At 63.7% G+C, this 22,885-nt stretch carries 17 protein-coding genes and 1 riboswitch; of the genes, 4 read left to right on the top strand and 13 right to left on the bottom strand.

The window, feature by feature from the left end:
• Positions 1–131 precede the first annotated feature (131 nt).
• Both VMP31_RS08110 and VMP31_RS08105 read left to right on the top strand, forming a co-directional pair.
• Entirely contained in the window at positions 132–1,937 is a 1,806-nt protein-coding gene (locus tag VMP31_RS08110) for a molecular chaperone (RefSeq protein WP_325505862.1), read from the top strand.
• A 63-nt stretch (positions 1,938–2,000) separates the two neighbouring features.
• Positions 2,001–4,070 carry an EAL domain-containing response regulator gene (locus tag VMP31_RS08105; RefSeq protein ID WP_325505860.1) on the top strand — a complete coding sequence of 690 codons (2,070 nt, stop codon included), beginning with the start codon at positions 2,001–2,003 and terminating at the stop codon, positions 4,068–4,070.
• 115 nt (positions 4,071–4,185) lie between these two features.
• Here the strand turns inward: VMP31_RS08105 and serB are convergent, their stop codons facing one another.
• Complete coding sequence (serB, locus tag VMP31_RS08100; protein WP_325505858.1) at positions 4,186–5,400, bottom strand: phosphoserine phosphatase SerB; 1,215 nt, start codon at positions 5,398–5,400, stop codon at positions 4,186–4,188.
• Positions 5,401–5,576: 176 nt separating this feature from the next.
• Between serB and VMP31_RS08095 the strand changes: the two genes are divergently transcribed.
• Positions 5,577–7,100 (top strand): AhpA/YtjB family protein, encoded by a 1,524-nt coding sequence (locus tag VMP31_RS08095; protein WP_325505856.1) that lies wholly within the window; start codon positions 5,577–5,579, stop codon positions 7,098–7,100.
• A 44-nt stretch (positions 7,101–7,144) separates the two neighbouring features.
• On the opposite strand, the gene VMP31_RS08090 is transcribed toward VMP31_RS08095, so the two are convergent.
• The 10 genes from VMP31_RS08090 to thiC form a co-directional block, all read right to left on the bottom strand.
• On the bottom strand, positions 7,145–7,852 hold the full coding sequence (locus tag VMP31_RS08090) for a PqiC family protein (protein ID WP_325505854.1): 708 nt from the start codon (positions 7,850–7,852) through the stop codon (positions 7,145–7,147).
• Between the two features lie 169 nt (positions 7,853–8,021).
• Complete coding sequence (parC, locus tag VMP31_RS08085) at positions 8,022–10,280, bottom strand: DNA topoisomerase IV subunit A (RefSeq protein ID WP_325505852.1); 2,259 nt, start codon at positions 10,278–10,280, stop codon at positions 8,022–8,024.
• A 7-nt stretch (positions 10,281–10,287) separates the two neighbouring features.
• Positions 10,288–10,812 carry a retropepsin-like aspartic protease family protein gene (locus VMP31_RS08080; RefSeq protein ID WP_325505850.1) on the bottom strand — a complete coding sequence of 175 codons (525 nt, stop codon included), beginning with the start codon at positions 10,810–10,812 and terminating at the stop codon, positions 10,288–10,290.
• A complete protein-coding gene (locus VMP31_RS08075; protein ID WP_325505848.1) occupies positions 10,809–11,795 on the bottom strand; it encodes an esterase-like activity of phytase family protein in 987 nt (328 codons plus the stop codon). Before VMP31_RS08075 ends, VMP31_RS08080 begins: the two co-directional genes overlap by 4 nt.
• The gene (gene parE, locus VMP31_RS08070; protein ID WP_325505846.1) at positions 11,795–13,699 is read right to left on the bottom strand and encodes a DNA topoisomerase IV subunit B; all 1,905 of its coding nucleotides are present in this window, start codon (positions 13,697–13,699) and stop codon (positions 11,795–11,797) included. Before parE ends, VMP31_RS08075 begins: the two co-directional genes overlap by 1 nt.
• Before the next feature lie 15 nt (positions 13,700–13,714).
• Positions 13,715–14,326 carry a YqiA/YcfP family alpha/beta fold hydrolase gene (locus tag VMP31_RS08065; RefSeq protein ID WP_325505844.1) on the bottom strand — a complete coding sequence of 204 codons (612 nt, stop codon included), beginning with the start codon at positions 14,324–14,326 and terminating at the stop codon, positions 13,715–13,717.
• A gap of 55 nt (positions 14,327–14,381) precedes the next feature.
• The gene (gene cpdA / locus VMP31_RS08060; RefSeq protein ID WP_325505842.1) at positions 14,382–15,185 is read right to left on the bottom strand and encodes a 3',5'-cyclic-AMP phosphodiesterase; all 804 of its coding nucleotides are present in this window, start codon (positions 15,183–15,185) and stop codon (positions 14,382–14,384) included.
• Between the two features lie 179 nt (positions 15,186–15,364).
• On the bottom strand, positions 15,365–15,817 hold the full coding sequence (locus VMP31_RS08055) for a DUF1249 domain-containing protein (protein ID WP_325505840.1): 453 nt from the start codon (positions 15,815–15,817) through the stop codon (positions 15,365–15,367).
• The gene (locus tag VMP31_RS08050) at positions 15,808–16,407 is read right to left on the bottom strand and encodes an NUDIX domain-containing protein (protein WP_325505838.1); all 600 of its coding nucleotides are present in this window, start codon (positions 16,405–16,407) and stop codon (positions 15,808–15,810) included. The genes VMP31_RS08055 and VMP31_RS08050 overlap by 10 nt, the downstream gene beginning before the upstream one ends.
• A gap of 83 nt (positions 16,408–16,490) precedes the next feature.
• A complete protein-coding gene (gene thiC / locus VMP31_RS08045) occupies positions 16,491–18,383 on the bottom strand; it encodes a phosphomethylpyrimidine synthase ThiC (RefSeq protein ID WP_325505836.1) in 1,893 nt (630 codons plus the stop codon).
• A 93-nt stretch (positions 18,384–18,476) separates the two neighbouring features.
• A riboswitch (TPP riboswitch) is annotated at positions 18,477–18,583 on the bottom strand.
• 208 nt (positions 18,584–18,791) lie between these two features.
• Between thiC and VMP31_RS08040 the strand changes: the two genes are divergently transcribed.
• Positions 18,792–20,234 carry a TolC family outer membrane protein gene (locus VMP31_RS08040; protein ID WP_325505834.1) on the top strand — a complete coding sequence of 481 codons (1,443 nt, stop codon included), beginning with the start codon at positions 18,792–18,794 and terminating at the stop codon, positions 20,232–20,234.
• Positions 20,235–20,365: 131 nt separating this feature from the next.
• Here VMP31_RS08040 and waaA read toward each other — a convergent pair whose 3' ends face one another.
• Positions 20,366–21,658, bottom strand: coding sequence for a lipid IV(A) 3-deoxy-D-manno-octulosonic acid transferase (gene waaA, locus VMP31_RS08035; RefSeq protein ID WP_325505832.1), 1,293 nt, complete (start codon positions 21,656–21,658; stop codon positions 20,366–20,368).
• Between the two features lie 285 nt (positions 21,659–21,943).
• On the bottom strand, positions 21,944–22,819 hold the full coding sequence (locus tag VMP31_RS08030; RefSeq protein ID WP_325505830.1) for a LysR family transcriptional regulator: 876 nt from the start codon (positions 22,817–22,819) through the stop codon (positions 21,944–21,946).
• Positions 22,820–22,885 lie beyond the last annotated feature (66 nt).

The following is a 22,885-nucleotide window of genomic DNA, read 5'->3' as shown; positions in this document are numbered from 1 at the left end:
CGCGGCAATCTTGTGGCCCGCTACACACCCCCGACCCTCTGCTGGCTGCGACTGCGGCGAGATGCTGCTAGAGTCGGAACATAACGTATAAAAACGCCCGCCGTGGCGGCGCGCCGGAGTAGCCGAGCTAGATGGATAAACAGAACTCTCACCTGATGCTCCGTGTCACCACACCGGATAAACAGAGTCTGTCATTCTGCAATGCCAGCCCGCGCGACCTGAAAACCTGGATCGCTGGCCTGCCCAAGGCCAATATCGGTGAGACTGCTCGCCAGCTGTACCAGGCACTGGTGGAGATCAACCAGCTGCTGACCCCCTCGGACAACCGCCTGCAACTCCTGGAGATCCTGCGCCCCGAGGTTTATTTCGTCTGCAAGCAACTGGAACGCCACTTCCTTAACCAGGCCATCGTCCTCGACGAGCGCCCGCGCAAGGTCGCCAACCTGTGCCAGGCCCTGCAAAACCACCTGGCAATCGGCTACAAGCTGATCGTCACCCGCCTCGTTAGCCAGGCCGGCCGTGAGCGCAACCAGCTCCTCAACGTTGCCTTGCAACGCGCCACCCACAGCCTGTGTGGGCCGCTGATTCGCGCCAGCCAACTGTACTGCCCGGTTCCCGAAGGCCTGTGGCTGGAACTGCACCAGCTCTACCAGATTGCCCGTCAGCGGGGCCTGCAGAAAACCCTGATACGTGACCCGCTGGCCTCCCATGCCCAGGGCCTGAGCGTCGAACAGAGCTATCTGGTCGCCCTGCTTCTGGGCTGCGCACGCTGCAACCAGATGCGCCAAAACGCCATTGCCCGCCTTGCCGAAGTCCTCGAGCCCTGGAGCACCCTGGTCACCCTGCAAGCCGGCGAGACCCCATCCAGTCTGTTCGCCATCGCGCCCCTGCAAGACGGGCCACCTCGTTACACCTCCCTGTTTCAAACCAAGGAACTGCCCAGCACACTCGGCATAGACCCCGGCAACCTGGTCGACGCGATCAAGGAACACCTGTTGCTGCCGGCGGAAAACCTGGGCAAGTCGCGCCTCGTCGCACCCGAAGGCTTTAGCCAGGACATGCTGCAACACCTGGCCGCCGCCTGGGGCGATATCGCCGAGCGCACCTTTCAGCGCAGCCAGGCCAGCGGCCAGCTGACGATCTGTATCGGCATGAGCGCCCTGCATTTCTTCCTCGCTGGAGAGCGCCCCTTCCATGAAGTACTGAAACTGCCTAACCAGAAAACCACCCCGGTATTCAAGGTGGATAGCGGCGCACCGGACATCTGGTCGAACGCCTTCGATGTGCAGAAGATCAGCGAATGGGACCAACGTCTGCCCATGGAGGAAATCCAGTACAGCAAACCGCAGCAGACATCGGAACCCGGCGAAAGCAGCGGCCCGGAAAGCTACCCGATTTACCCGCTGTCGATCGTCAATATCAGCCCCGGCGGCTACTGCCTGTCCTGGCCCAAGGACGTTCCCAATCAGCTCCAGGCCGGCGAACTGCTCGGCATCCAGAGCCTGCCGCAACAGGGCTGGAGCGTCGCGGTGGTGCGCTGGATCCGCCAGGTACGCGGTGGCGGCACACAAATGGGGATCGAACTGATCGCCCCGCACGCGCAGCCCTGCGGCCTGCAACTGATGCGCAAGGCCGAACAAAACAGCCAGTACCTGCGCGCCTTGCTGCTGCCGGAAATCAGCGCCATCTCACGCCCAGCCAGCCTGATTACCGCCCGACTGCCGTTCCAGGAAGGCCACAAGGTGCTGATTAACAGCAACGGCCAGGAAACACGCGCCATACTCAGCCATCGGCAGACCAGCACCGGCAGTTTCAACCAGTTCGAATACCGCAGTGTTGAACAACCGCCCAGCGACCACGGGAAGCCCGTCACAGCGGCGAAAAGCCACGGCGCAGGCGGGGAGGAAGACTTTGACTCACTCTGGAAGTCGCTGTAGATTGCCGACGCACTCCCTTTTGTCGCCTTTTCGCGCCCGTTCGGCGCAGACTTGATCTAAGCCATGGCCATCGAAAAAAAAACTATTCGGCTACTGATTCTCGAAGACTCGCAGAACGAGGCCGAGCGCCTGGTCAGCCTGTTCCGCAACGCGGGCCGGGCAACTCGGGTGCATCGCCTGAGTTCCAGCGATGACCTGCTCGACGTCCTCCAGCAAACCTGGGACCTGCTGATCTGCGCGCCAAGCAGCGAGCAGCTGTCGCCCGGCGAAGCCATCGGCTGCATTCGCCGCCTAGCCAAGGACATCCCGGTTATCCAACTGCTGGCCGACAACGACTCCGACAGCGTTACCGAAGCACTGATGCTCGGTGCCCAGGACGCCCTGCCGCAAGGTGAGGATGAGCGCCTGGTACTGGTGGCCAAACGCGAACTGACCAATCTGGAAGAACGCCGCGCCCGGCGCGCCTCCGAAGTCGCCCTGCGCGAAGCGGAGAAGCGTTGCCAGTTGCTGCTCGACAGCTCCGTCGATGCCATCACCTATGTGCACGACGGCATGCATATCTACGCCAACCGCGCCTACCTCGAGCTCTTCGCCTATGAAGATGCCGACGAGCTGGAAGGCATGCCGATGATCGACCTGATCGGCAGCAGCGACCAGGCCAGCTTCAAGGACTTCCTGAAAAACTATCAGAGCGTCGAAGGCCACGCCGAGCTGGCCTGTACCGGAATCAAGGCCAACGGCCAGGGCTTCCCGGCGCAGATGAGCTTTTCCCCGGCCACCTATGATGGCGAGCCGTGCATCCAGGTGGTGATTCGCGCACAAAGCGGCAACGCCGAGCTGGAAGAGAAACTGCGCGAGATCAGCAGCCAGGATCTGGTCACCGGCCTGTTCAACCGCACCCACTTCCTCGAACTGATGGACACGGCGGCAGAGCGTGCGGTCAACGCCGGCCAGCCCGCCTGCCTGGCCTATATCCGCGTCGACCGCTATGCCGCCCTGCTCGCCGATATCGGCCTGGCGGGCATCGACTTGCTGCTCACCGACCTGGCCAACCTGCTGCGCGCGCACTTCAGCGCCGAAGCCCAGATTGCCCGTTTCGGCGACGATGTGTTTGCCGTGCTGCAGCCGGGCCAGGTGCCGGAAAAGTGCCAGGAACATCTGGCTGCGCTGCTGAAGAAGGTCGAGGGCCACCTGTTCGATGTCAGCGGCCGCACCGTGCAGACCAGCCTGTCGATTGGCGTCGCCGGCCTCAACGAGAAAACCGCCAAAGCCCAGGAAGTCGTCGACCGCGCGCACCGCTGCGCCGACGAGCTAAAAGAAGGCAACGCGCTGAAAGTCTTCAACCCGGCCGACGAACTGGCGGCGGCCGCCAGCCGCGGCAATATCATCGCGATGATTCAGCAGGCCCTGGAAAACAACAGTTTCCGCCTGCTGTTCCAGCCGATCATCAGCCTGCGCGGCGACAACTTCGAACACTACGAGGCGCTGCTGCGCCTGGTCAGCCCGCAAGGCGAAGAAATCCCCCCGCTCGAACTGTTCGCCGCGGCCATGGGGGCCGGCATGGCGGAAAAAATCGATCGCTGGGTCATCCTCAACTCGATCAAGCTGCTGGCCGACCACCGCAGTAAAGGCCACAACACCCGCCTGTTCGTGCATCTGTCGAGTGCCAGCCTGCAGGACAAGACCCTGCTGCCCTGGCTCAGCGTGGCCCTGAAAGCCGCGCGCCTGCCTTCCGATTCGCTGGTCTTCCAGTTCAGCGAACCGGATGCCATTGCTTATCTGAAACAGGCCAAGAGCCTGACCCAGGGCCTCAACGAACTGCACTGCAAGGTAGCCCTGAGCCAGTTCGGCTGCTCGCTCAACCCGTTCAACACCCTGAAGTACCTGCATATCGATTTCGTCAAGGTCGACAGCTCCTTCTCTCAGGACCTGAGCAATGCGGAGAACCAGGAGGCGCTGAAAACCCTGCTGGCCAGCCTGCACTCCCAGGCCAAGCTGACCATCGTGCCATTCGTCGAGACCGCCAGCGTGCTGGCCACTCTCTGGCAGGCAGGGGTCAACTATATCCAGGGCCATTACCTGCAGGGCCCAAGCCAGTCGATGGACTACGACTTCTCGGCCGGCGACGAGTAAGACTGCGCAGGTACAAAAAATGGCCGGGAGCCATTTTTGACGTTGCGCAGCGACGGCCCAGAAGGGATGGCCGCCATGGATGGCAGGCCACAAAAAAAGCCGCCCGAGGGCGGGTTTACTCCAGGCCGTCGCGATCGCGAAAGCCCAGCAGGTACAGAATACCGTCCAGACCCAGGGTGGAGATCGCCTGCTTGGCCGACTGCTTGACCAGCGGCTTGGCCCGGAACGCCACGCCCAGGCCGGCAATCGCCAGCATCGGCAAATCGTTGGCCCCATCGCCCACGGCGATGGTCTGCTCCAGACGCAGCCCTTCCTTGGTCGCCAGCTCGCGCAGCAGGTCGGCCTTGCGCTGGGCGTCGACAATCGGCTCAACCGCCACACCAGTGACCAGGCCATCGACTATCTGCAGTTCGTTGGCGAACACATAGTCGATGCCCAGCTTGGCCTGCAGCTGCTTGGCAAAGTAGGTAAAGCCGCCGGAGAGGATCGCCGTCTTGTAGCCCAGACGACGCAGCTCGCTGAACAGAGTTTCCGCGCCCTCGGTCAGCCGCAACGAAGCGCCGATATCGGCCAATACGGTTTCCGGCAGGCCCTTGAGCAGCGCCAGGCGCTCGCGAAAGCTGGCGGCAAAATCCAGCTCACCGCGCATAGCCCGCTCGGTGATTTCCGATACTTGATCGCCGACCCCAGCGGCCTTGGCCAGTTCGTCGATCACCTCGGCCTCGATCAGCGTCGAGTCCATGTCGAACACCGCCAGGCGGCGGTTGCGACGGAACAGCGAGTCACGTTGAAAGGCGATATCGACGTTCAGCTCCTGGGCCACGCTGAGAAACTCAGCGCGCAAGGCGGCCGGGTCGGCGGGCTCGCCACGCACCGAGAACTCGATACAGCCCTTGCCCTGCTCGGCCGGCATATCCAGCGGCATACGCCCGGAAAGACGGTCGATATGGTCGATATTGAGGTCATAGCGCGCGGTGATCGCACTGACCCGCTGTAGCTGTTCGGCAGTGACCTTGCGCGTCAGCAGGGTAACGATATGCCGGGCCTTGCCCTGGCCGCCGACCCACTGCTGGTAATCCGCCTCGGAGACCGGGGTGAAGCGCACCTGCTGATCGAGCTTGTAGGCGGTAAACAGAATGTCCTTGAGCACCGAGGAGGCGCGCTCGGTATCGGGGATCTCCACCAGAATGCCGAAGGACAGGGTGTCGTGGATCACCGCCTGGCCAATGTCGAGGATATTCACCCCGCCTTGGGCCAGCACCCCGGTGATGGCGGCGGTCAGGCCGGGACGGTCTTCACCGGTGATATTGATCAGGACGATTTCGCGCAAGGCGCACTCTCCGAGACAGTATGAATTGCAGGCGACCTGGCAAACACGTAACAAGCCGCACAAAAGGCGCACATTCTACCCAATATCACTGCCAAACAGCCACGCACAGCGCTTTGCCCGCCGCGGGGTGGCCGTTATACTGCGCGCCAACTCCAGTCGACAAGAGCCGAGCCCCCGTGAACCGGCCCGCCCCCGTTAAACCCGATAATTTCTTCCTGTTGCTGTTCCAGGCCCTGCGCCAACGGCGCATTCCCCTGGCGCTGCGCATCGTCAGCCATAGCTTGCTGCTGGTGGCCTTGGCCTTGGTGATCTACGGCTGGGTGATCGGCATGCAGTTCAAGCACGCCATGCAGCAGCAGGCCGAAGCTCTGGGCACCAGCCTGATCACCCAGACGGCGACCTCGGCCACCGAGCTGCTGGTATCCAACGATATTCTCAGCCTCAACGTGCTGCTCAATAATCTGGTGAAAAACCCGCTGGTGGCCCACGCCGCCATCTACAGCGTGGACAACCGCATCCTCGCCGAGGCTGGCTCACGCCCAAGCAAAAGCATGTTGGGGGAGACCGAAGGGCTGTATTCGACCCCCATCACCTTTCAGGAGGTGATCGCCGGGCAATTGCGTATCAGCCTGGATATGCAGCAGTTCCAACAGCCGATGACCATCAGCCTGCAAAGCATGGGCATTCTCAGCATAATCCTGCTGGCCCTGACCCTCAGTCTGAGCATGCGCCTTGGGCGGCATATCTCCACCCCGCTGCTGCAACTGCGGGTCTGGCTGCGTGACCCGGACGACCCGGCCCCTGGTGCCGGGCGTCAGGATGAAATCGGCGACCTGGCGCGCCAGCTGCAAGCCCGCCTGGTCCCGGAAAAACCCGAAGTCCAGGCCCTCGATGAGGAGCCGGACAGCGACGACTACCTGGACGAGCAGTTTGACGAGGAGCCCGATTTCCAGGTGCCCGACCTGCGCGAGCCGGATTTCGACGACCTTGATGAGCAAGAGCCCGTACCTGCCGGCCTGAATGCGGACAATGCATTTGAGGAAGATCCCTTTGCCGAGCTGCGTGTCGACGACGAGGATGATCTCGACGAGGCTCCCGCCCCTGTCAGCGCTCCCGTTGCCAGCAGCGAGCCGCAGCCCAGTGCCGTCCTGGCCATCCAGCTGGGTGCCCAGGAGCAACTGCGCTGTCTGCCACGGACGCGCCTGCTGGAGCTGCTGCAGCATTACCGCGACTGCCTGGATCAGGCCGCGGCACTCTATCAGGGCGAACTGCATACCCTGAGCGACGGCAGCAGCCTGATGCTGTTCCACCGCCAGGACAGCGGCGAAGACTACCTGACCCATGCCCTCTGCTGCGGCGAGCTGATGCGCGCCCTGGGCCACGCCCTGCAGATTGAAGTGGCCGACAGCGGCATCACCCTGCAATTGCAGCTGGGCCTGACCTTGGGCGAAGACCTGCTGGACCTGAGCCAGGGCGACCTGCTGCTGAGCGAAACCGCCCAGAATGCTCTGGCCCTGTCGCAGCACAGCCGTAACCTGCTGCTGGTCGAGCGCAGCGTCGCCGACGATCCGCTGGTGCGCCAGTGCGCGCGCATACGCGCCATCGCCAGCCCGCAAGGGGCATGCTGCGTGGAACGTCTGCTGGACCCTTACCCAGCACTGCTGGAACGGCAACTCGCGCGCATGCACGAGAGCCACTGAGGCCACGGGCCGGCCTGGCGGCGGCCCGCTTCAAGCGCCTTCACTTAGAAACGGAAGACTTCGCCTTCGATACGCTGCGGCTCGGCCACCGGAATCTTCGGTTCCGGCGGCTGCGGCGCAGGCTTGGTCGGCTTGCGCTTGGGCGCAGGCTTTACCGCCACCGGAGCCGGCACGGCGTATTCTTCGACGGCCAGCGCCAGCTGCTCGACCAACTGCTGCACCACCAGACTCTGCGCCCGCACCTGATCGGCGATGGAACCCTGATGCCCTTCCTCCAGGCGTACCAGACGGCCATCAAGCAGCTTGCCGTCGGCCGCCGAAAGACGCCATTGCGCCTCCAGCACTGCGGGGCGCAGCGGCCCCGAGTCGAGCCGGGTAATCGACAGGGCAACCTTTACCTGGGGGGTGAAGCCCGGAGCGGCAGGAGCCGCAACCAGGCGCTGGCTGTTGAGCCGCGAAGCCAGCTGGCGGAGTAACTGCTGATCCAGTTCAGCGGCCAGATTACCGGCCCAGCGGGCACTCTCGGCCGAAGTCAGGCTGCCGTCCAGCTGACGCTGCAGCAGGGCCTCACGCTGCAGATAATCGGCGATCGAAACCGGCCCGAGCAGCACTGCCAGCCCCTGATGGGACGTCGGCACAGTCAGGTTGCCGCCATCGAGCTGGTACAGCGCCGTCTGCTGGTAGCGCGCGCAGCCCGTCAGGCCAAGCACCCCCGCCAGCAGCAGGACAATAGGGAAACGCATTACAGTCATGACCACACCCCGCCGGCAAACGCGCCGGCATGTCTAAATAAATGGCAGATGCGCATAACGGAGCGACGCACCACACGGCCGCCTATCATCCGCCAAAGCGGCGCTCGACTCCAGCGCAGTACATCAGCGCCAGACCAGCCGCGCCCTGACAGCGCGGCCTGTCTGACAATCAGGCAAGTACCTCGACCAGCAGGCTGTCGACGCGCTGGAAGCCGCGCGGCAGCTTGTTGCCACGCCGGCCGCGCTCGCCCTTGTAGTGCTCCAGGTCATCGGCCTTGAGCGACAGGGTGCGCTTGCCGGCTTGCAAGACCAGGGTGCTGCCGACCGGCAGTACGGCCAGATCGGTGAGGTATTCCTCGCGTGAAGCGACCCGCTCGCCAGGGATGCCGATGATCTTGTTGCCCTTGCCCTTGCCCAGCTGCGGCAGATCGCGCACAGGGAACAACAGCAGCCGGCCTTCGGTGGTCACCGCGGCCAGCCAATCGTCTTCACGATTGGCCAAAGGTTTCGGCGGCACCACCAGCGCGCCCGCTGGCAGGCTGAGCAACGCCTTGCCGGCCTTGTTCTTGGCCTGCAGGTCTTCACCCTTGACCACAAAGCCATAGCCGGCGTCAGAGGCGATCACATACAGCGCACTGTCATCGGGCAGCAGCACGCACTCGAAGGTCGCCCCCGGTGGCGGCTGCAGGCGACCGGTCAGCGGTTCGCCCTGGCCACGGGCCGAGGGCAGCGAATGGGCCGCCAGCGAGTAGCTGCGGCCGGTGGAGTCGATAAACACCGCGTACTGGTTGGAGCGCCCCGGTGCCGAAGTCTTGAAGCCGTCGCCGGCCTTGTAGGACAGGCCGGTGGCGTCGATATCGTGGCCCTTGGCGCAGCGCACCCAGCCCTTTTCCGAGATCACCACGGTGACCGGCTCGGTCGGCATCAGCTCGGTTTCGCTCAGGGCCTTGGCTTCGGCGCGGGCGACGATGGGCGAGCGGCGATCATCGCCATAGGTCTCGGCGTCCTTGATGATTTCGTCACGCACCAGCTTCTTCAGCTTGGCTTCGCTGCCGAGCAGGGCCAGCAGCTTGGCGCGCTCCTTGGCCAGCTCGTCCTGCTCGCCGCGGATCTTCATTTCCTCGAGACGCGCAAGCTGGCGCAGGCGGGTGTCGAGGATGTAATCGGCCTGAATATCGGTCAGACCGAAGCGCGCCATCAGCACCGGCTTGGGCTGATCCTCGGTGCGGATGATATGGATCACTTCATCCAGATTGAGGAAGGCCACCAGCAAGCCTTCCAACAGGTGCAGGCGCTTCTCGACCTTGTCCAGACGGAACTGCAGACGGCGGCGCACGGTATTGACCCGGTACTGCAACCACTCGGTCAGCAGGGTGCGCAGGTCTTTTACCGAGGGCTTGCCGTCCAGGCCGATCACGTTGGCGTTGACCCGGTAACTGGACTCCAGCTCGGTGGTGGCGAACAGGTGCTGCATCAGCTCATCGGCATCCACGCGGTTGGAGCGCGGGATAATCACGATACGGCACGGGTGCTCATGGTCCGACTCGTCGCGCAGGTCGGCGACCATCGGCAGCTTCTTGGCCTGCATCTGTGCGGCGATCTGCTCCAGCACCTTGGCCCCGGAGACCTGATGCGGCAGCGCGGTGACCACCACATCGCCGTCCTCGACGCGGTACACGGCGCGCATACGCACCGAGCCCTTGCCGGTCTGGTAGATCTTCAGCAGATCGGCGCGGGGGGTGATGATTTCCGCCTCGGTCGGGTAATCCGGACCCAGCACGTGCTCGCACAGCTGCTCGACCGTGGCACTCGGCTGATCGAGCAGACGCACGCAGGCCGCGGCGACTTCGCGCAGGTTATGCGGCGGCACGTCGGTGGCCATACCCACGGCGATGCCGGTGGTGCCATTGAGCAGAATGTTCGGCAGGCGCGCCGGCAGGGTAGCCGGCTCATTCATGGTGCCGTCGAAGTTCGGCACCCAGTCCACGGTGCCCTGGCCCAGCTCGGTAAGCAGCACCTCGGAATAACGCGACAGGCGCGCCTCGGTATAACGCATGGCGGCGAAGGACTTGGGATCATCCGGCGCACCCCAGTTGCCCTGGCCGTCGACCAGGGTGTAGCGGTAGCTGAACGGCTGCGCCATCAGCACCATGGCTTCGTAGCAGGCACTGTCGCCGTGGGGATGGAACTTGCCGAGCACGTCACCGACGGTACGCGCTGACTTCTTGTGCTTGGAGTCGGCGTCCAGGCCTAGCTCGCTCATGGCGTAGACGATGCGTCGCTGCACGGGTTTGAGGCCGTCGCCGATATGCGGCAGGGCACGGTCCATGATCACGTACATGGAGTAATTGAGGTAAGCCTGCTCGGTAAAATCGGCAAGGGAACGGCGTTCGACGCCGTCCAGGCTCAAATCGAGGGATTCGCTCATGCGTGCCTCATTGCAAGGTGGATTGGCGCAGCATCAGGGTGCCGCCGCGCTGGGTAAATTCGAGTTGTTTCAGGGCACTCATGCCCAGTAATACGTCATCGCCGCCCATACCGGGGGCGATCAAAGCATCTACATCGGTCAGGACGATATCGCCCAATTGCAGGCGCTCAAGCCGGGTGCGATGGGCCGTGGCGCGGCCATTGGCGGTGTTGATGACGATCGCCGCGCCGGCCTGCAGGCCCAAGCGCTGCGCCACCTGAGTGGGAATCGCCACCTGGGTCGCACCGGTATCGAGAAGGAAGCTCACCTCCTCGCCGTTGATCTTGCCGCCCGCCATATAGTGGCCCTGCCGGCTGCTGGCCAGGTGCACTTCGACATAGCCGCTGCCATGCAGCGACTCAGGCGTGCGATTTGGGTTGCGCCGGCCCTCTTCCCAGTCGCCGAAAAACTTGGTCGCCAGCAGCAAGGCTGCGCCCCAGGCGAGCACCAACATCACTCGCCCGGCCCGCTTGCCCGCCGGCTGCTCGCTCACGGCTTGCCGCCCCAGCCGCCTTTGGGTGCGGCGAAGCGCCAGACAATCGGCTGCGACTCACCATCGGCGCGGCTGAAGCGGCCGTTATCGACCCCGACCCAGGCCCCGTCGGCGTCGACCCACAGGGCTTCCGCCAGGCCATAGGACGGCGGATAGCGGCGCTCCGGGGTCAGCGCCTCGGCGGCAAACGACCAGCAACGCTCGACCGCACCATCGCTCAGCTTGCGCCGACAGATGCGGTGAGTCTGACGTTCGAGGGTAAAGAGTTTTTCGTTGTGGAAGGCCAGCCCGGAGAAATCCCGCGGCTCGTTACCCTGCGCGCCCAGCTGCGCGGGCCCGGCCTCACTGCCCGCCTCGCTAAACAGCACGCAACCGCCGGTGCAGCGCCAACCCGCACGCTGCCGATGCACCACCAGCACGCCGCGGCGCATGCGCTCGGCTGCCAGGTACAGGCGCTCGCCGGCCGGATCAACGGCAACCCCTTCGAGCAGCGAGTTGTAATGCAGCAACATCCCGCTAGCCCGCGCCTGGCGCAGCATGCCGCTGGGCAAGGCCAGCCACTGCGGCTCGCCCACCAGGGGCAGCTGCAACACCGCGGCGCGGGTTTCGCTGACCAGGTAGCGATTGCCCATGGCATCGCAACTCAGGCCTTCGAAATCCAGCTTGCCGCCGCGCAACATACCGGCCACCCAGCCGCGCATACGCAGCCCCCAGGGCATGCGCGCCTCGGGCGGCTGCGGGGCGATAAACGACTCGGCTTCGGCGCGCATAAGCCCCGCCTCGGGTTCCAGCCGGTACAGGCGGTCGTCCTCGCGGTCCGATACCGCCCAGAGTCCGTCGTTGCACCAGGCCAGCCCGGAGAGGTTACCACCGGCAATGCCGGCGACCGGGTACTCGTCGAGCAGTCGCAGCTCTTCCAGCTCCGGCTCTGCGGCCAGGGCTGAGGAACCACAGAGCAGCAAGGCGACGCATAGTCGCCGCATCAGAGCAGCACCTCGGCCAGGTTGCCCTTGGACTCCAGCCAGGATTTACGGTCGCCGGCGCGCTTCTTCGCCAGCAGCATGTCCATCATTTCCTGGGTGCCGGGGTAATCGTCCAGGGTCAGCTGCACCAGGCGCCGGGTATTGGGGTCCATGGTGGTTTCGCGCAGCTGCGGCGGGTTCATCTCACCCAGGCCTTTAAAGCGGGTGACTTGCGGCTTGCCGCGACGCTTCTCGGCCACCAGGCGGTCGAGGATGCCGTCGCGCTCGGCCTCGTCCAGGGCGTAGAAAATCTCCTTGCCCAGGTCGATGCGGTACAGCGGCGGCATGGCCACATAGACGTGCCCGGCATCCACCAGCGGGCGGAAATGCTGGACGAACAGCGCGCAGAGCAAAGTTGCGATATGCAGGCCGTCGGAGTCGGCGTCGGCGAGGATGCAGATCTTGCCGTAACGCAGCTGCGCCAGATCGTTGGAGCCGGGGTCGATACCGATGGCCACGGCGATGTTATGCACCTCCTGGCTGGCCAGCACTTCGCCGACATCCACTTCCCAGGTGTTGAGGATCTTGCCGCGCAGCGGCAGGATCGCCTGGAACTCCTTGTCCCGCGCCTGCTTGGCGCTGCCGCCGGCGGAATCGCCCTCGACCAGAAACAGCTCGGAGCGCATCGGGTCCTGCCCGGCGCAGTCAGCCAGCTTGCCGGGCAGCGCCGGGCCCTGGGTGATGCGCTTGCGCTCGACCTTCTTGCCCGCCTTGAGGCGGCGGTTGGCGTTGCTGATCGCCAGTTCGGCGAGCTGCTGACCCAATTCAGGGTGGGCGTTGAGCCACAGGCTAAAGGCGTCTTTCACCACGCCGGAGACAAAGGCGGCCGCCTCACGGGACGACAAACGCTCCTTGGTCTGCCCGGAAAACTGCGCGTCCTGCATCTTCATCGACAGGACAAAAGCGATGCGCTCCCAGATATCTTCCGGAGCCAGCTTGACCCCGCGCGGCAGCAGGCTGCGGAACTCGCAGAACTCGCGCATGGCGTCCAGCAAGCCCTGACGCAAACCATTGACGTGGGTGCCGCCCTGAGCCGTGGGAATCAGGTTGACGTAGCTTTCCTGCACGCTGTCGCCGCCTTCCGGCAGCCACAGCAGGGCCCAATCGACTGCTTCCTTGTTGCCCGCCAGGCTGCCGCAGAAGGGCTCATTGGGTAGACGTTCAAATTCGCTGACCGCATCCACCAGGTAGGAACGCAGGCCGTCTTCATACATCCACTCGACTTTCTCGCCGCTGGCCTTGTCCTCGAAACTGACCGCGAGCCCTGGACACAGCACAGCCTTGGCTTTCAGTACGTGCTTAAGGCGGCTAACCGAGAACTTGTGCGAATCGAAATACTTGCCGTCCGGCCAGAAATGCACGCTGGTGCCGGTATTGCGCTTGCCCACCGTACCGACCACTGCCAGATCGCTGGCCTTGTGGCCATCGGCGAAACTCATCTGGTACTCGTTGCCGTCGCGCTTGACCTTGACGATGACACTGGTCGACAACGCGTTGACCACCGAGATGCCCACGCCGTGCAGGCCGCCGGAGAACTGGTAGTTCTTGTTGCTGAACTTGCCGCCGGCGTGCAGCTTGGTGAGGATCAGCTCGACACCTGGCACGCCCTCTTCCGGGTGAATGTCCACTGGCATGCCGCGACCGTCGTCGAGCACTTCCAGGGAGTTGTCCTCGTGCAGGATCACCTGGATCGATTTGGCGTGGCCAGCCAGGGCTTCGTCGACGCTGTTGTCGATGACTTCCTGGGCCAAATGGTTGGGGCGGCTGGTGTCGGTGTACATGCCCGGGCGTTTGCGCACCGGGTCGAGGCCGGAAAGGACTTCGATGGCATCGGCGTTGTAAGAGCTAGAACCTTGCTGGGCCATGGGGTCTCTTGTTCGTCAATTGAGAGCGGAAAAGTCGATATCTTGCCACAGCTGGCGGGAAATACCGGCGAAAGCGAAGAGCATCGGCAGGCGTTCGGCAAAACCCTGGAAGCCATGATCGCCGCCGGCCTGGATACGCAGGGCGCAGGCGCGGTAGTAACGCTGGGCATCGCGGTAATCGAGGGTTTCGTCGGCGGTCTGCAGCCACACCTGGTAACGCGCCGGATCCTGCAGTGCCAGCACATCCAGTTCGGCCAACGCCGTTACATGGTCGGCCGTCAGGTCCCAGGTCTCATCGCTGTAATAGTTCTTCTGCGGGCCCAGGTAACCATCGAAACGCAGGTGCGGGCGCACTGCCGGGTTGATCAGCAGCGCCGGCAAACCATGGCGCTCGGCCAAAAAGGTCGCATAGTAGCCGCCCAGCGAGCTGCCAACCAGCACGGGGCGACCCAGCTCGGCAATCAACGCCTCGAGCTGGGCCAGCGCCTGACGCGGATGGTGATGCAGGGCCGGCACGCGCAGCTGCTCGGCCAGGCCCAGTTGCGCCATGGCGCGCGACAACTGGCTGGCCTTGAGCGATGCCGGCGAGCTGTTCAGCCCATGAATATAGAGAATGGATGCGGTCATAAGGCGGGAGGCTAACCGGTAGCAGCGACCGGCTGCAACCGGTTAGCCAAGCGGCTCAATAGCCCTTGATGGTGTAATCGATTTCGAACTTGATGCCGGTCACCCGCGACACACCGGTTTCCAGGCGGCCGTCGTCATGCAGGCGCAGCCAGCGATAGCCCGGCGCGGTTTTATCGACCTGAAACTCCTCGCTACCCGGGGCGAACTGCACGCAGGTGGACGGCGAGGCGAGCAGGCGGATCGGACCGCGCTGCTGGTCGAGTTCCTGATGGATATGCCCCCACAGCACTGCACGCACCTGATCGAAGCGCGCCAGCACGGCAAACAGGGCATCGGGGTTGCGCAAGCCAATGGGCTCCATCCATTTGCAGCCGATGGACACCGGGTGATGGTGCAGGCAGACCAGATGGTGACGTTGCGGGGCCTCGCTCAAGGCGCGCTCGAGCAAACCCAGTTGCTGATCGCTCAGGTAGCCGGGTACGGCCCCCGGGATCGAGGAGTCGAGCAGGATGATCCGCCAGTTGCCCAGATCGACCACCGACTCCAGCAAATCGCTGTCGGCGCACACGGCCTGCATCGCCGGGACATCGTCATGGTTGCCGGGAAACCAGCGCGCCGGCGCGGGAATGACCGCGGTCATCTCGCGAAAGCGCTGGTAGGAGGCCTGGCTGCCGTCCTGCGACAGGTCGCCGCTGGCCAGCATCAGGTCAATCTGTGGCTGTTCCTGCAGCACCCGCTCGATCACCCGCTGCAGGCTGTCCTGGGTATCCAGGCCCAGCAATCTACCGGCCGCTTCGGCAAATAGATGGCTATCCGACAGCTGCACCAGCAGTACCGACGATTCAACGGGGGTAGTCATAACGGTAGGCTTGCTTGGCAAGACCGTCTCCTTGAGCGCAATGCGTGGATTATGCTGGCTAGGCCCGGTGGCGGTAAACCTGGGAAATGGGAATAGTTCACAGAACGCCCGCTACGACTCAAGCGCCCGCCCTAAGGCTAGCCCGTGCGGCGCATCCGCGCTGGAGCAACTTAGGGAGTCTAGCGAACCGGCACCAGCTCATGACCACAGGCCAGGCAATGGCTTAGCCACTCACCGAGAAACAGGTTGAGCTGGGTCTTCTCGTCGGGCTGGTGCATGTCCGCATTGGGATAGGGGTAGATGCCGCGAAAACGTCGGGCGCTCTGCGCGCCGATAACTTCGGCCATGCGCGCATCGTGATACACCCGCACCTCCAGCTGCGGCACCGGCAGCCAGGCCAGGCTATGTTCCTGGCGTACCCTGATGGTCGAGGTGTAGGGACAACTTTCCACCACTTCCAGGGCCAGCACGCCAAGCAAGTGTTCGCCCTGGCTGAGGGCCACGCGGCGCGCCTGTGGCTGCTCGCGCATAGCCGGCAGCAGTTGCATCAAACGCGCATAGTTGAGCTCACAAGCCGCCTGCAGCTCGACCAGGTCGACCCGATAGCGCTCGCGCAGCAGGTTCATGACCACAGCCCCCGGACTTCGGCACGGTTCAGCGCCAGCCACTGCAGAGCGATAATGCTCGCGGCATTGTCGATACGCCCATCCTTGACCGCATCCAGGGCATCTTCCAGGGGCCAGACGTGCACCCGGATATCCTCGCCCTCTTCCGCCAGACCATGCACGCCGCCCGCACCTGCACTGTCGCAGCGCCCGACAAACAGATGCACGCGTTCATCCGAGCCGCCTGGCGAGGGGTAGTACTGGGTGATCGGCCACAGGGACGTCAGGGCCAGATCGGCCTCCTCGATCGCTTCGCGCAACGCCACCTGCTCCGGCTGTTCGCCGTCATCGATCAACCCGGCAACCAGCTCCAGCAGCCAGGGGTTGTTGCTCTTGTCCAACGCACCGATACGGAACTGCTCGATCAACACCACGCAATCGCGCTGCGGATCGTAGGGCAACACACACACCGCATCGCGGCGCACGAACAGCTCACGACTGAGCACCGGCCCCATGCCCCCGGCAAACTGGCGATGGCGCAGCTGCAGGCGATCGAGCTGATAGAAGCCACTAAAGCAGACTTCACGCTCGCTTATTTCAACGTCATCCCGCTGCATATGACCCCCTAAAACGAACGGGCCCTAAGGCCCGTCCTGGTTACTCTTATACTGCTATGCAAAATCGCCTAGCAGACGCTCTTTCACACCTTGTGATAGAGCTGCGCCCCCTGCGCCTTAAACTCCTCAGCCTTAGCCTGCATGCCCGCCTCGGCATCCAGATCGAGAGCGGCGATGCGTTGCTCTTCAGCATAGACCCGAACTTCCTGGGTAATCTTCATCGAGCAGAACTTCGGCCCGCACATGGAGCAGAAGTGCGCCACCTTGGCCGAGTCCTTGGGCAGGGTCTCGTCGTGGTAGCTACGCGCGGTATCCGGGTCCAGACCGAGATTGAACTGGTCTTCCCAACGGAACTCGAAACGCGCCTTGCTCAATGCATTATCACGAATTTGCGCGCCCGGATGACCTTTGGCAAGGTCGGCGGCATGGGCGGCGATCTTGTAGGTGATGATCCCGGTCTTGACGTCGTCCTTGTTCGGCAGGCCCAGGTGCTCCTTGGGTGTAACGTAGCAGAGCATGGCGCAACCGAACCAGCCGATCATCGCCGCACCGATGCCGCTGGTGATGTGATCGTAACCCGGTGCAATGTCGGTGGTCAGCGGGCCGAGGGTGTAGAACGGCGCCTCGTCGCAGCATTCCAGCTGCTTGTCCATGTTCTCCTTGATCAGCTGCATCGGCACATGGCCCGGGCCTTCGATCATGCACTGCACATCGTGCTTCCAGGCGATCTTGGTCAGCTCGCCAAGGGTTTCCAGCTCACCGAACTGCGCTTCGTCGTTGGCATCGGCAATCGAGCCAGGACGCAGGCCATCGCCCAGCGAGAAGCTGACGTCGTAGGCCTTCATGATTTCGCAGATGTCTTCGAAATGGGTGTAGAGGAAGTTCTCTTTGTGGTGTGCCAGGCACCACTTGGCCATGATCGAGCCGCCACGGGACACGATGCCGGTGACGCGCTTGGCGGTCATCGGCACGTAGCGCAGCAACACGCCGGCGTGGATGGTGAAGTAATCCACGCCCTGCTCCGCTTGTTCGATCAAGGTGTCGCGGAACAGTTCCCAGGTCAGGTCTTCGGCCGCGCCGCCAACCTTTTCCAGAGCCTGGTAGATCGGCACGGTACCGATCGGCACCGGCGAGTTGCGGATGATCCATTCGCGGGTTTCGTGAATATGCTTGCCAGTGGACAGATCCATGACTGTGTCCGAGCCCCAGCGAATGCCCCAGGTCAGCTTGGCCACTTCTTCTTCAATGGAGGAGCCCAGCGCTGAGTTGCCGATATTGCCGTTGATCTTCACCAGGAAGTTGCGGCCGATGATCATCGGCTCCAGCTCGGTGTGGTTGATGTTGGCCGGGATGATCGCGCGGCCGCGGGCAATCTCGTCGCGAACGAATTCGGGGGTGATGATCTTCGGCACGCTGGCACCGAAGCTGTGACCGGCATGTTGCTGATCGAGCAGGCCGGCGGAGCGCGCCACTTCCAGCTTCATGTTCTCGCGGATGGCAACGTATTCCATCTCGGCGGTGATGATGCCTTTGCGCGCGTAGTGCATCTGGCTGACGTTGGCCCCGGCCTTGGCGCGGCGCGGGTTGTTGACGTGGGCGAAACGCAACTTGGTCAGCTCGGCATCGGCGAGGCGCTGCTGGCCGAAGTTGGAGCTCAGGCCAGGCAGGCGCTCGGTGTCGCCACGCGATTCGATCCACGGAGAACGCACATCGGCCAGGCCCTTGCGCACGTCGATGATGACATTGGGATCGGTGTAGGGGCCGGAGGTGTCGTAGACCACCACGGGTGCATTGATCTCACCACCGAAATCAGTAGGCGTGACGTCCAGACTGATTTCTCGCATCGGCACCAGGATGTCCGGGCGCGAGCCCTGCACATAGACTTTCTGCGAACGAGGGAAAGGTTGGATCGACTGCTGGTCGACCTGGGCGGACTCACTCAGGGTCGGATTGATGTTTTTTTCTTGTGTGCTCATCGGCGGCTCTCCAGGGCTATATGTCGGAGCGAACCTGGACGGATGAGCGGCGAAAGGCGCACCAGGGGCGGTGCCAGAGGCTCGCCAGGGGAAAGGCGAGCACATCTTGTTCCCTACGCAGGCCTTAACCTGATCAGGTTCAACGGGATCCGGCAGCTGCCAATCTCAGCCCCGCAATTGGGGCACCCCGACAAGAACCCGGCCAGTCTAATCAACCCCCGTCAATAAAACCAACCCGCGAGTCAATTTCAAATGACCCATGCGTCGGAAAGTGACGAAACGAAAAAAGCCCGATCCTGTGTGCTATGCCTTTTGCAAACTACATTCACTGCGCTATAAGACAAATCTTGACCCTCTAGGCAGCGCCCCTTAGCCTTGCCGATTACCGCCAAATTCAGGATCTCCCTAATGTTGCGCAGACTCTCTCTGGCTTTAGCCGTGGCCGCCGCCTCCAGCGGATTTGCCTGGGCCGAACAAGCCCCCGCATCGAGCAAAACCGACCTGGTCACGGTTTACCAGGAAGCCGCCGCCAACAATGCCGATCTGGCCGCTGCCCGTGCAGATTATGAAGCGCGCAGCGAAGTGGTGCCCCAGGCCCGCGCCGGCCTGCTGCCGAACCTGTCTGCCGGAGCCAACCTGAGCGACACCCGCACCGACGTAGATACCTCGCTTGGCTCACAGTCCATCTCGCGCAGCGGCATGGTGTATCAGGCCAACCTCAGCCAGCCGCTGTTCCGCGCCGACCGCTGGTTCCAGCTGCAGGCCGCCGAGGCCACCGATGAGCAAGCCGCTTTGGAGCTCTCGGCCACCGAACAGAACCTGATCCTGCAAAGCGCCGAAACCTACTTCACAGTACTGCGCGCCCAGGACAACCTGGCCTCGACCAAGGCCGAGGAAGCGGCGCTCAAGCGGCAACTGGACCAGGCCAACGAGCGCTTCGATGTCGGCCTGTCGGACAAGACCGATGTACTGGAAGCCCAGGCCGGCTTCGACACCGCCCGCGCCAACCGGATCATCGCCCAGCAGCAGGTGGAAGACGCCTTCGAGGCGCTGATCAGCCTGACCAACCGCGATTTCGCGGCCCTGGAAGGTATCGAACACAGCCTGCCTATCCTCGCTCCGACGCCCAACGACGCCAAGGCCTGGGTCGACACTGCCGCCGCGCAGAACCTCAATTTGCAAGCCAGCAACTACGCCGTTGAAGCTGCAGAAGAAACCCTGCGCCAGCGTAAAGCTGGCCATGCACCGACCCTGGATGCGGTGGCCAGCTTTCAGAAAGGCGACAACGACAGCCTCGGCTTCAGCAACTCGGGAACCCCGCCGCGCTTTAGCAGCGATGTCGAGCAGCGCTCCATTGGCCTGCAACTGAATATCCCGCTGTACAGCGGCGGCCTGACCAGCTCCCAGGTCCGCGAGGCCTACCAGCGGGTCAACCAGAGTGAGCAGCTGCGTGAAAGCCTGCGCCGTCAGGTGGTGCAGAACACCCGCAACCTGCACCGCGCGATCAACACCGACGTGGAAACCGTGCAGGCGCGCAAGCAGTCGATCATCTCCAGCCAGAGCGCTCTGGAAGCCACCGAAATCGGCTACCAGGTCGGCACCCGCAATATCGTCGACGTGCTGGATGCCCAGCGCCAGCTGTACAGCTCGGTGCGCATCTACAACAACGCCCGCTACGATTACATCATCAACAACCTGCGCCTCAAGCAGGCCGCCGGCACCCTCAGCCCGGCCGACCTGGAAGCCCTGAAGCAGTACCTGAAAGCGGACTACGACCCGGACCGCGACTTCCTGCCGCCGGACCTGGCCAAGGCCGCCGAAGCCCAGCTGCGCGGCAACCCGCAGTACTGAGTTGAGCAAGACGAAAAAGCCCGCTGAATTTAGCGGGCTTTTTTATGGGATACGCCTTTGTAGGAGCGGGCCATGCCCGCGATTGCGGTATCACGGGCACGGGCTAGGCCCCCCCGCCGCTCCTACACCCTCTACCGCTTGCTCTTTAACAGACGCTCCAGCCCCGCCAGCAACCGCGCCAACGCCCCCTGATTGGCCCGCATTACCGCCAACCCAGCTGCACGCATGGTCTGCGCCGCCTCAGGCGCGCGCCACAGCTGCTCGATCTGCTGCGCCAGACCGTCAGCATCCGCCACTTCGCGCAACGCCCCGGCCTCGCGCAGCTGCGCGGCAATCTCGAGGAAGTTGAACAGGTGCGGGCCGCTGAGGACCGGCTTGCCCAGGGCCGCCGGCTCCAGCAGGTTATGCCCGCCATTGGCCACCAGGCTGCCGCCGACAAAGGCGGTATCGGCCAGGGCGTAGAGAAACAGCAGCTCGCCCATGGTATCGCCGAGCAACACCTGATCGCCCGCCAGCGCCAGCTCGCCGCTGGAGCGACGACGCGTGCTAAAGCCCTGGCGTTGGCACAGCTCGAACACCGAGCCGAAGCGCTCGGGGTGGCGCGGCACCAGGATCAATAGCGCATCAGGACTTTGCTTGAGCAGCTGGCGATGGGCGGCGAGGACGATTTCATCTTCACCAGCATGGGTACTGGCCGCGATCCACACCGGGCGCGACTCGGCCTGCCATTGCCCGCGCAACAGCGTGGCGCGGCTGAGCAGCTCGGGATCAATACTCAGGTCAAACTTGATCGAGCCGGTGACCTCAACACACTCGGCCCGCGCGCCAAGGCTGCGAAAGCGCTCGGCTTCCAGCGTCGTCTGCACGGCAATCAAGTCCAGCTCGGCGAGCATCGGCGCGGTCAGTTTGGCAAAGCGCGCATAACCGCGCGCCGAGCGCTCGGAGAGCCGCGCATTGGCCAGCGCCACGGGGATACCGCGCCGGTGGCACTGGTGAATATGGTTGGGCCACAGCTCGGTTTCCATAATCACCGCCAACCGCGGTTGCACCCGGTCGAGAAAACGCGCCGCGGCCCAGGGCAGATCGTACGGCAGGTAGCAATGCTGCACCCGCCCGGCGTACTCAGGGCCGCCGAACAGGGCCTGGATGCGCTCCGAGCCGGTCGGGGTCATGCAGCTGACGGTGATCGGCAGCTGCGGATAGCGCGCCAGCAACTCGCGCACCAGAGGCGCGGCGGCGATGCTCTCGCCCACCGACACCGCGTGCAGCCAGATACCGCCCGGTTTGAGGGGCGGCAGACCGAGGGCAAAGCGCTCGCCAATGCGTTGGGCATAGGCCGGGGCCTGCCAGGCACGCCAAGCCAGACGCCCGGCCACCAGCGGCAGACCGAGATGAAACAACAGGGTGTAGAGGCTTCTATTCATGGGGGCGCAGCTTATGCACTTTGGCCAATATCGTCGAGTAACGCGCAGGCCGCATCAGCAGGCCGTTGAAAAACTACCTACGTTGGCAATACTGCGTTAAAAACAGGCTCGGCAAGCCGCTTGCGGCTAACGCGCTTTAGCGCGACCCGAAGGGCGAGTGAAACGAGTACTGCTCATTTACAACTCGTAAACTCGAGTGCGAGCCCAGTCCGCTTCCTCGCCTGTTTTTGTGGGGCCGCCATCGGTATTGTCTTGCCTGCCTCGCCTACATTTTTCAACGGCCTGCTAGCCAATGGCCTGCAGATGCTGGGCAAAACATTCCGCCAGCCACAACGCGGCCGGCCCCAGGGCTTCGTCGCGGCGGCAGACCAGTTCCACCACCAGCGGCGGCGGGGTCCAGTCGCTGCTCAGTTCCACCAGCTGGCTCTGGTAAGTCGGGTACTGCACCACATGGCGCGGCAGCCAGGCCCAACCGAGGTTGCGCATCAGCAGCTCGGCCATGGCGTAGAAACTATCTGTGCGCCACACCGACGGGCTGATCTGCTCGCCGCCGGGGTACTGCGGAGCCATCAACAGCTGGCGATGCCGCGCCAGTTCGCGCCGATCAACATGCCCCGCCGCCGCCAGGGCATGCCCGGCACCGCACACCGTGACCATTTCGATGGTGCCCAGGCGCTGACGCTCCAGGGCCTCGGGCATCTGTTCATGATGGAACAAGAGGCCCAGATCGGCGCGACGCTCCAGCAGCTTGCGCGCCACATCGCCCTGGGCCCCGCTGGCCAGTTGCACCTCCAGCAACGGAAAGGCCTGGGCCAGCGCCTCCAGACTGTCGAGTACCGGCTGATAGGGCATGGCCTCGTCCTGGGCCAAGCGCAGGCGAACTTCTTCGCCGCGCGCCAGGCCCAGCGCCCGCCCATCCAGACGCTGGCACTGGCGCAGTACCTCGCGGGCCTCCTCCAGCAAGGCCGCGCCGGCGGCGGTCAGGCGCGGCTGGCGGCCGCTGCTGCGCTCGAACAGCAGCACGCCAAGGTCGGTTTCCAGCATGGCGATGGCGCTGCTCACAGCCGATTGCGCGCGGTTGATGCGCCGCGCCACGGCGGAAAACGACTGACCTTCGGCCACGCCGACAAACAAGCGAATCTGCTCCAGATTCCATTGCACAAGCCATCTCCTTTACAGATAGGTAATCACTTTATCCCATCAGCCAGACCACTAGAATAGCCGGCA

The sequence above is a fragment of the Pseudomonas sp. genome (assembly GCF_035512415.1).
In the GTDB taxonomy this organism is placed as follows: Bacteria; Pseudomonadota; Gammaproteobacteria; order Pseudomonadales; family Pseudomonadaceae; genus Aquipseudomonas.
This window is presented reverse-complemented; position numbering and strand designations above follow the sequence as displayed.

Coding starts and splice junctions, on each gene's coding strand:
- VMP31_RS08110 (WP_325505862.1), top strand. CDS start 132: ATGGATAAACAGAACTCTCACCTGATGCTCCGTGTCACCACACCGGAT.
- VMP31_RS08105 (WP_325505860.1), top strand. CDS start 2,001: ATGGCCATCGAAAAAAAAACTATTCGGCTACTGATTCTCGAAGACTCG.
- VMP31_RS08090 (WP_325505854.1), bottom strand. CDS start 7,852: ATGACTGTAATGCGTTTCCCTATTGTCCTGCTGCTGGCGGGGGTGCTT.
- parC (WP_325505852.1), bottom strand. CDS start 10,280: ATGAGCGAATCCCTCGATTTGAGCCTGGACGGCGTCGAACGCCGTTCC.
- VMP31_RS08075 (WP_325505848.1), bottom strand. CDS start 11,795: ATGCGGCGACTATGCGTCGCCTTGCTGCTCTGTGGTTCCTCAGCCCTG.
- parE (WP_325505846.1), bottom strand. CDS start 13,699: ATGGCCCAGCAAGGTTCTAGCTCTTACAACGCCGATGCCATCGAAGTC.
- VMP31_RS08065 (WP_325505844.1), bottom strand. CDS start 14,326: ATGACCGCATCCATTCTCTATATTCATGGGCTGAACAGCTCGCCGGCA.
- cpdA (WP_325505842.1), bottom strand. CDS start 15,185: ATGACTACCCCCGTTGAATCGTCGGTACTGCTGGTGCAGCTGTCGGAT.
- VMP31_RS08050 (WP_325505838.1), bottom strand. CDS start 16,407: ATGCAGCGGGATGACGTTGAAATAAGCGAGCGTGAAGTCTGCTTTAGT.
- thiC (WP_325505836.1), bottom strand. CDS start 18,383: ATGAGCACACAAGAAAAAAACATCAATCCGACCCTGAGTGAGTCCGCC.
- VMP31_RS08040 (WP_325505834.1), top strand. CDS start 18,792: ATGTTGCGCAGACTCTCTCTGGCTTTAGCCGTGGCCGCCGCCTCCAGC.
- waaA (WP_325505832.1), bottom strand. CDS start 21,658: ATGAATAGAAGCCTCTACACCCTGTTGTTTCATCTCGGTCTGCCGCTG.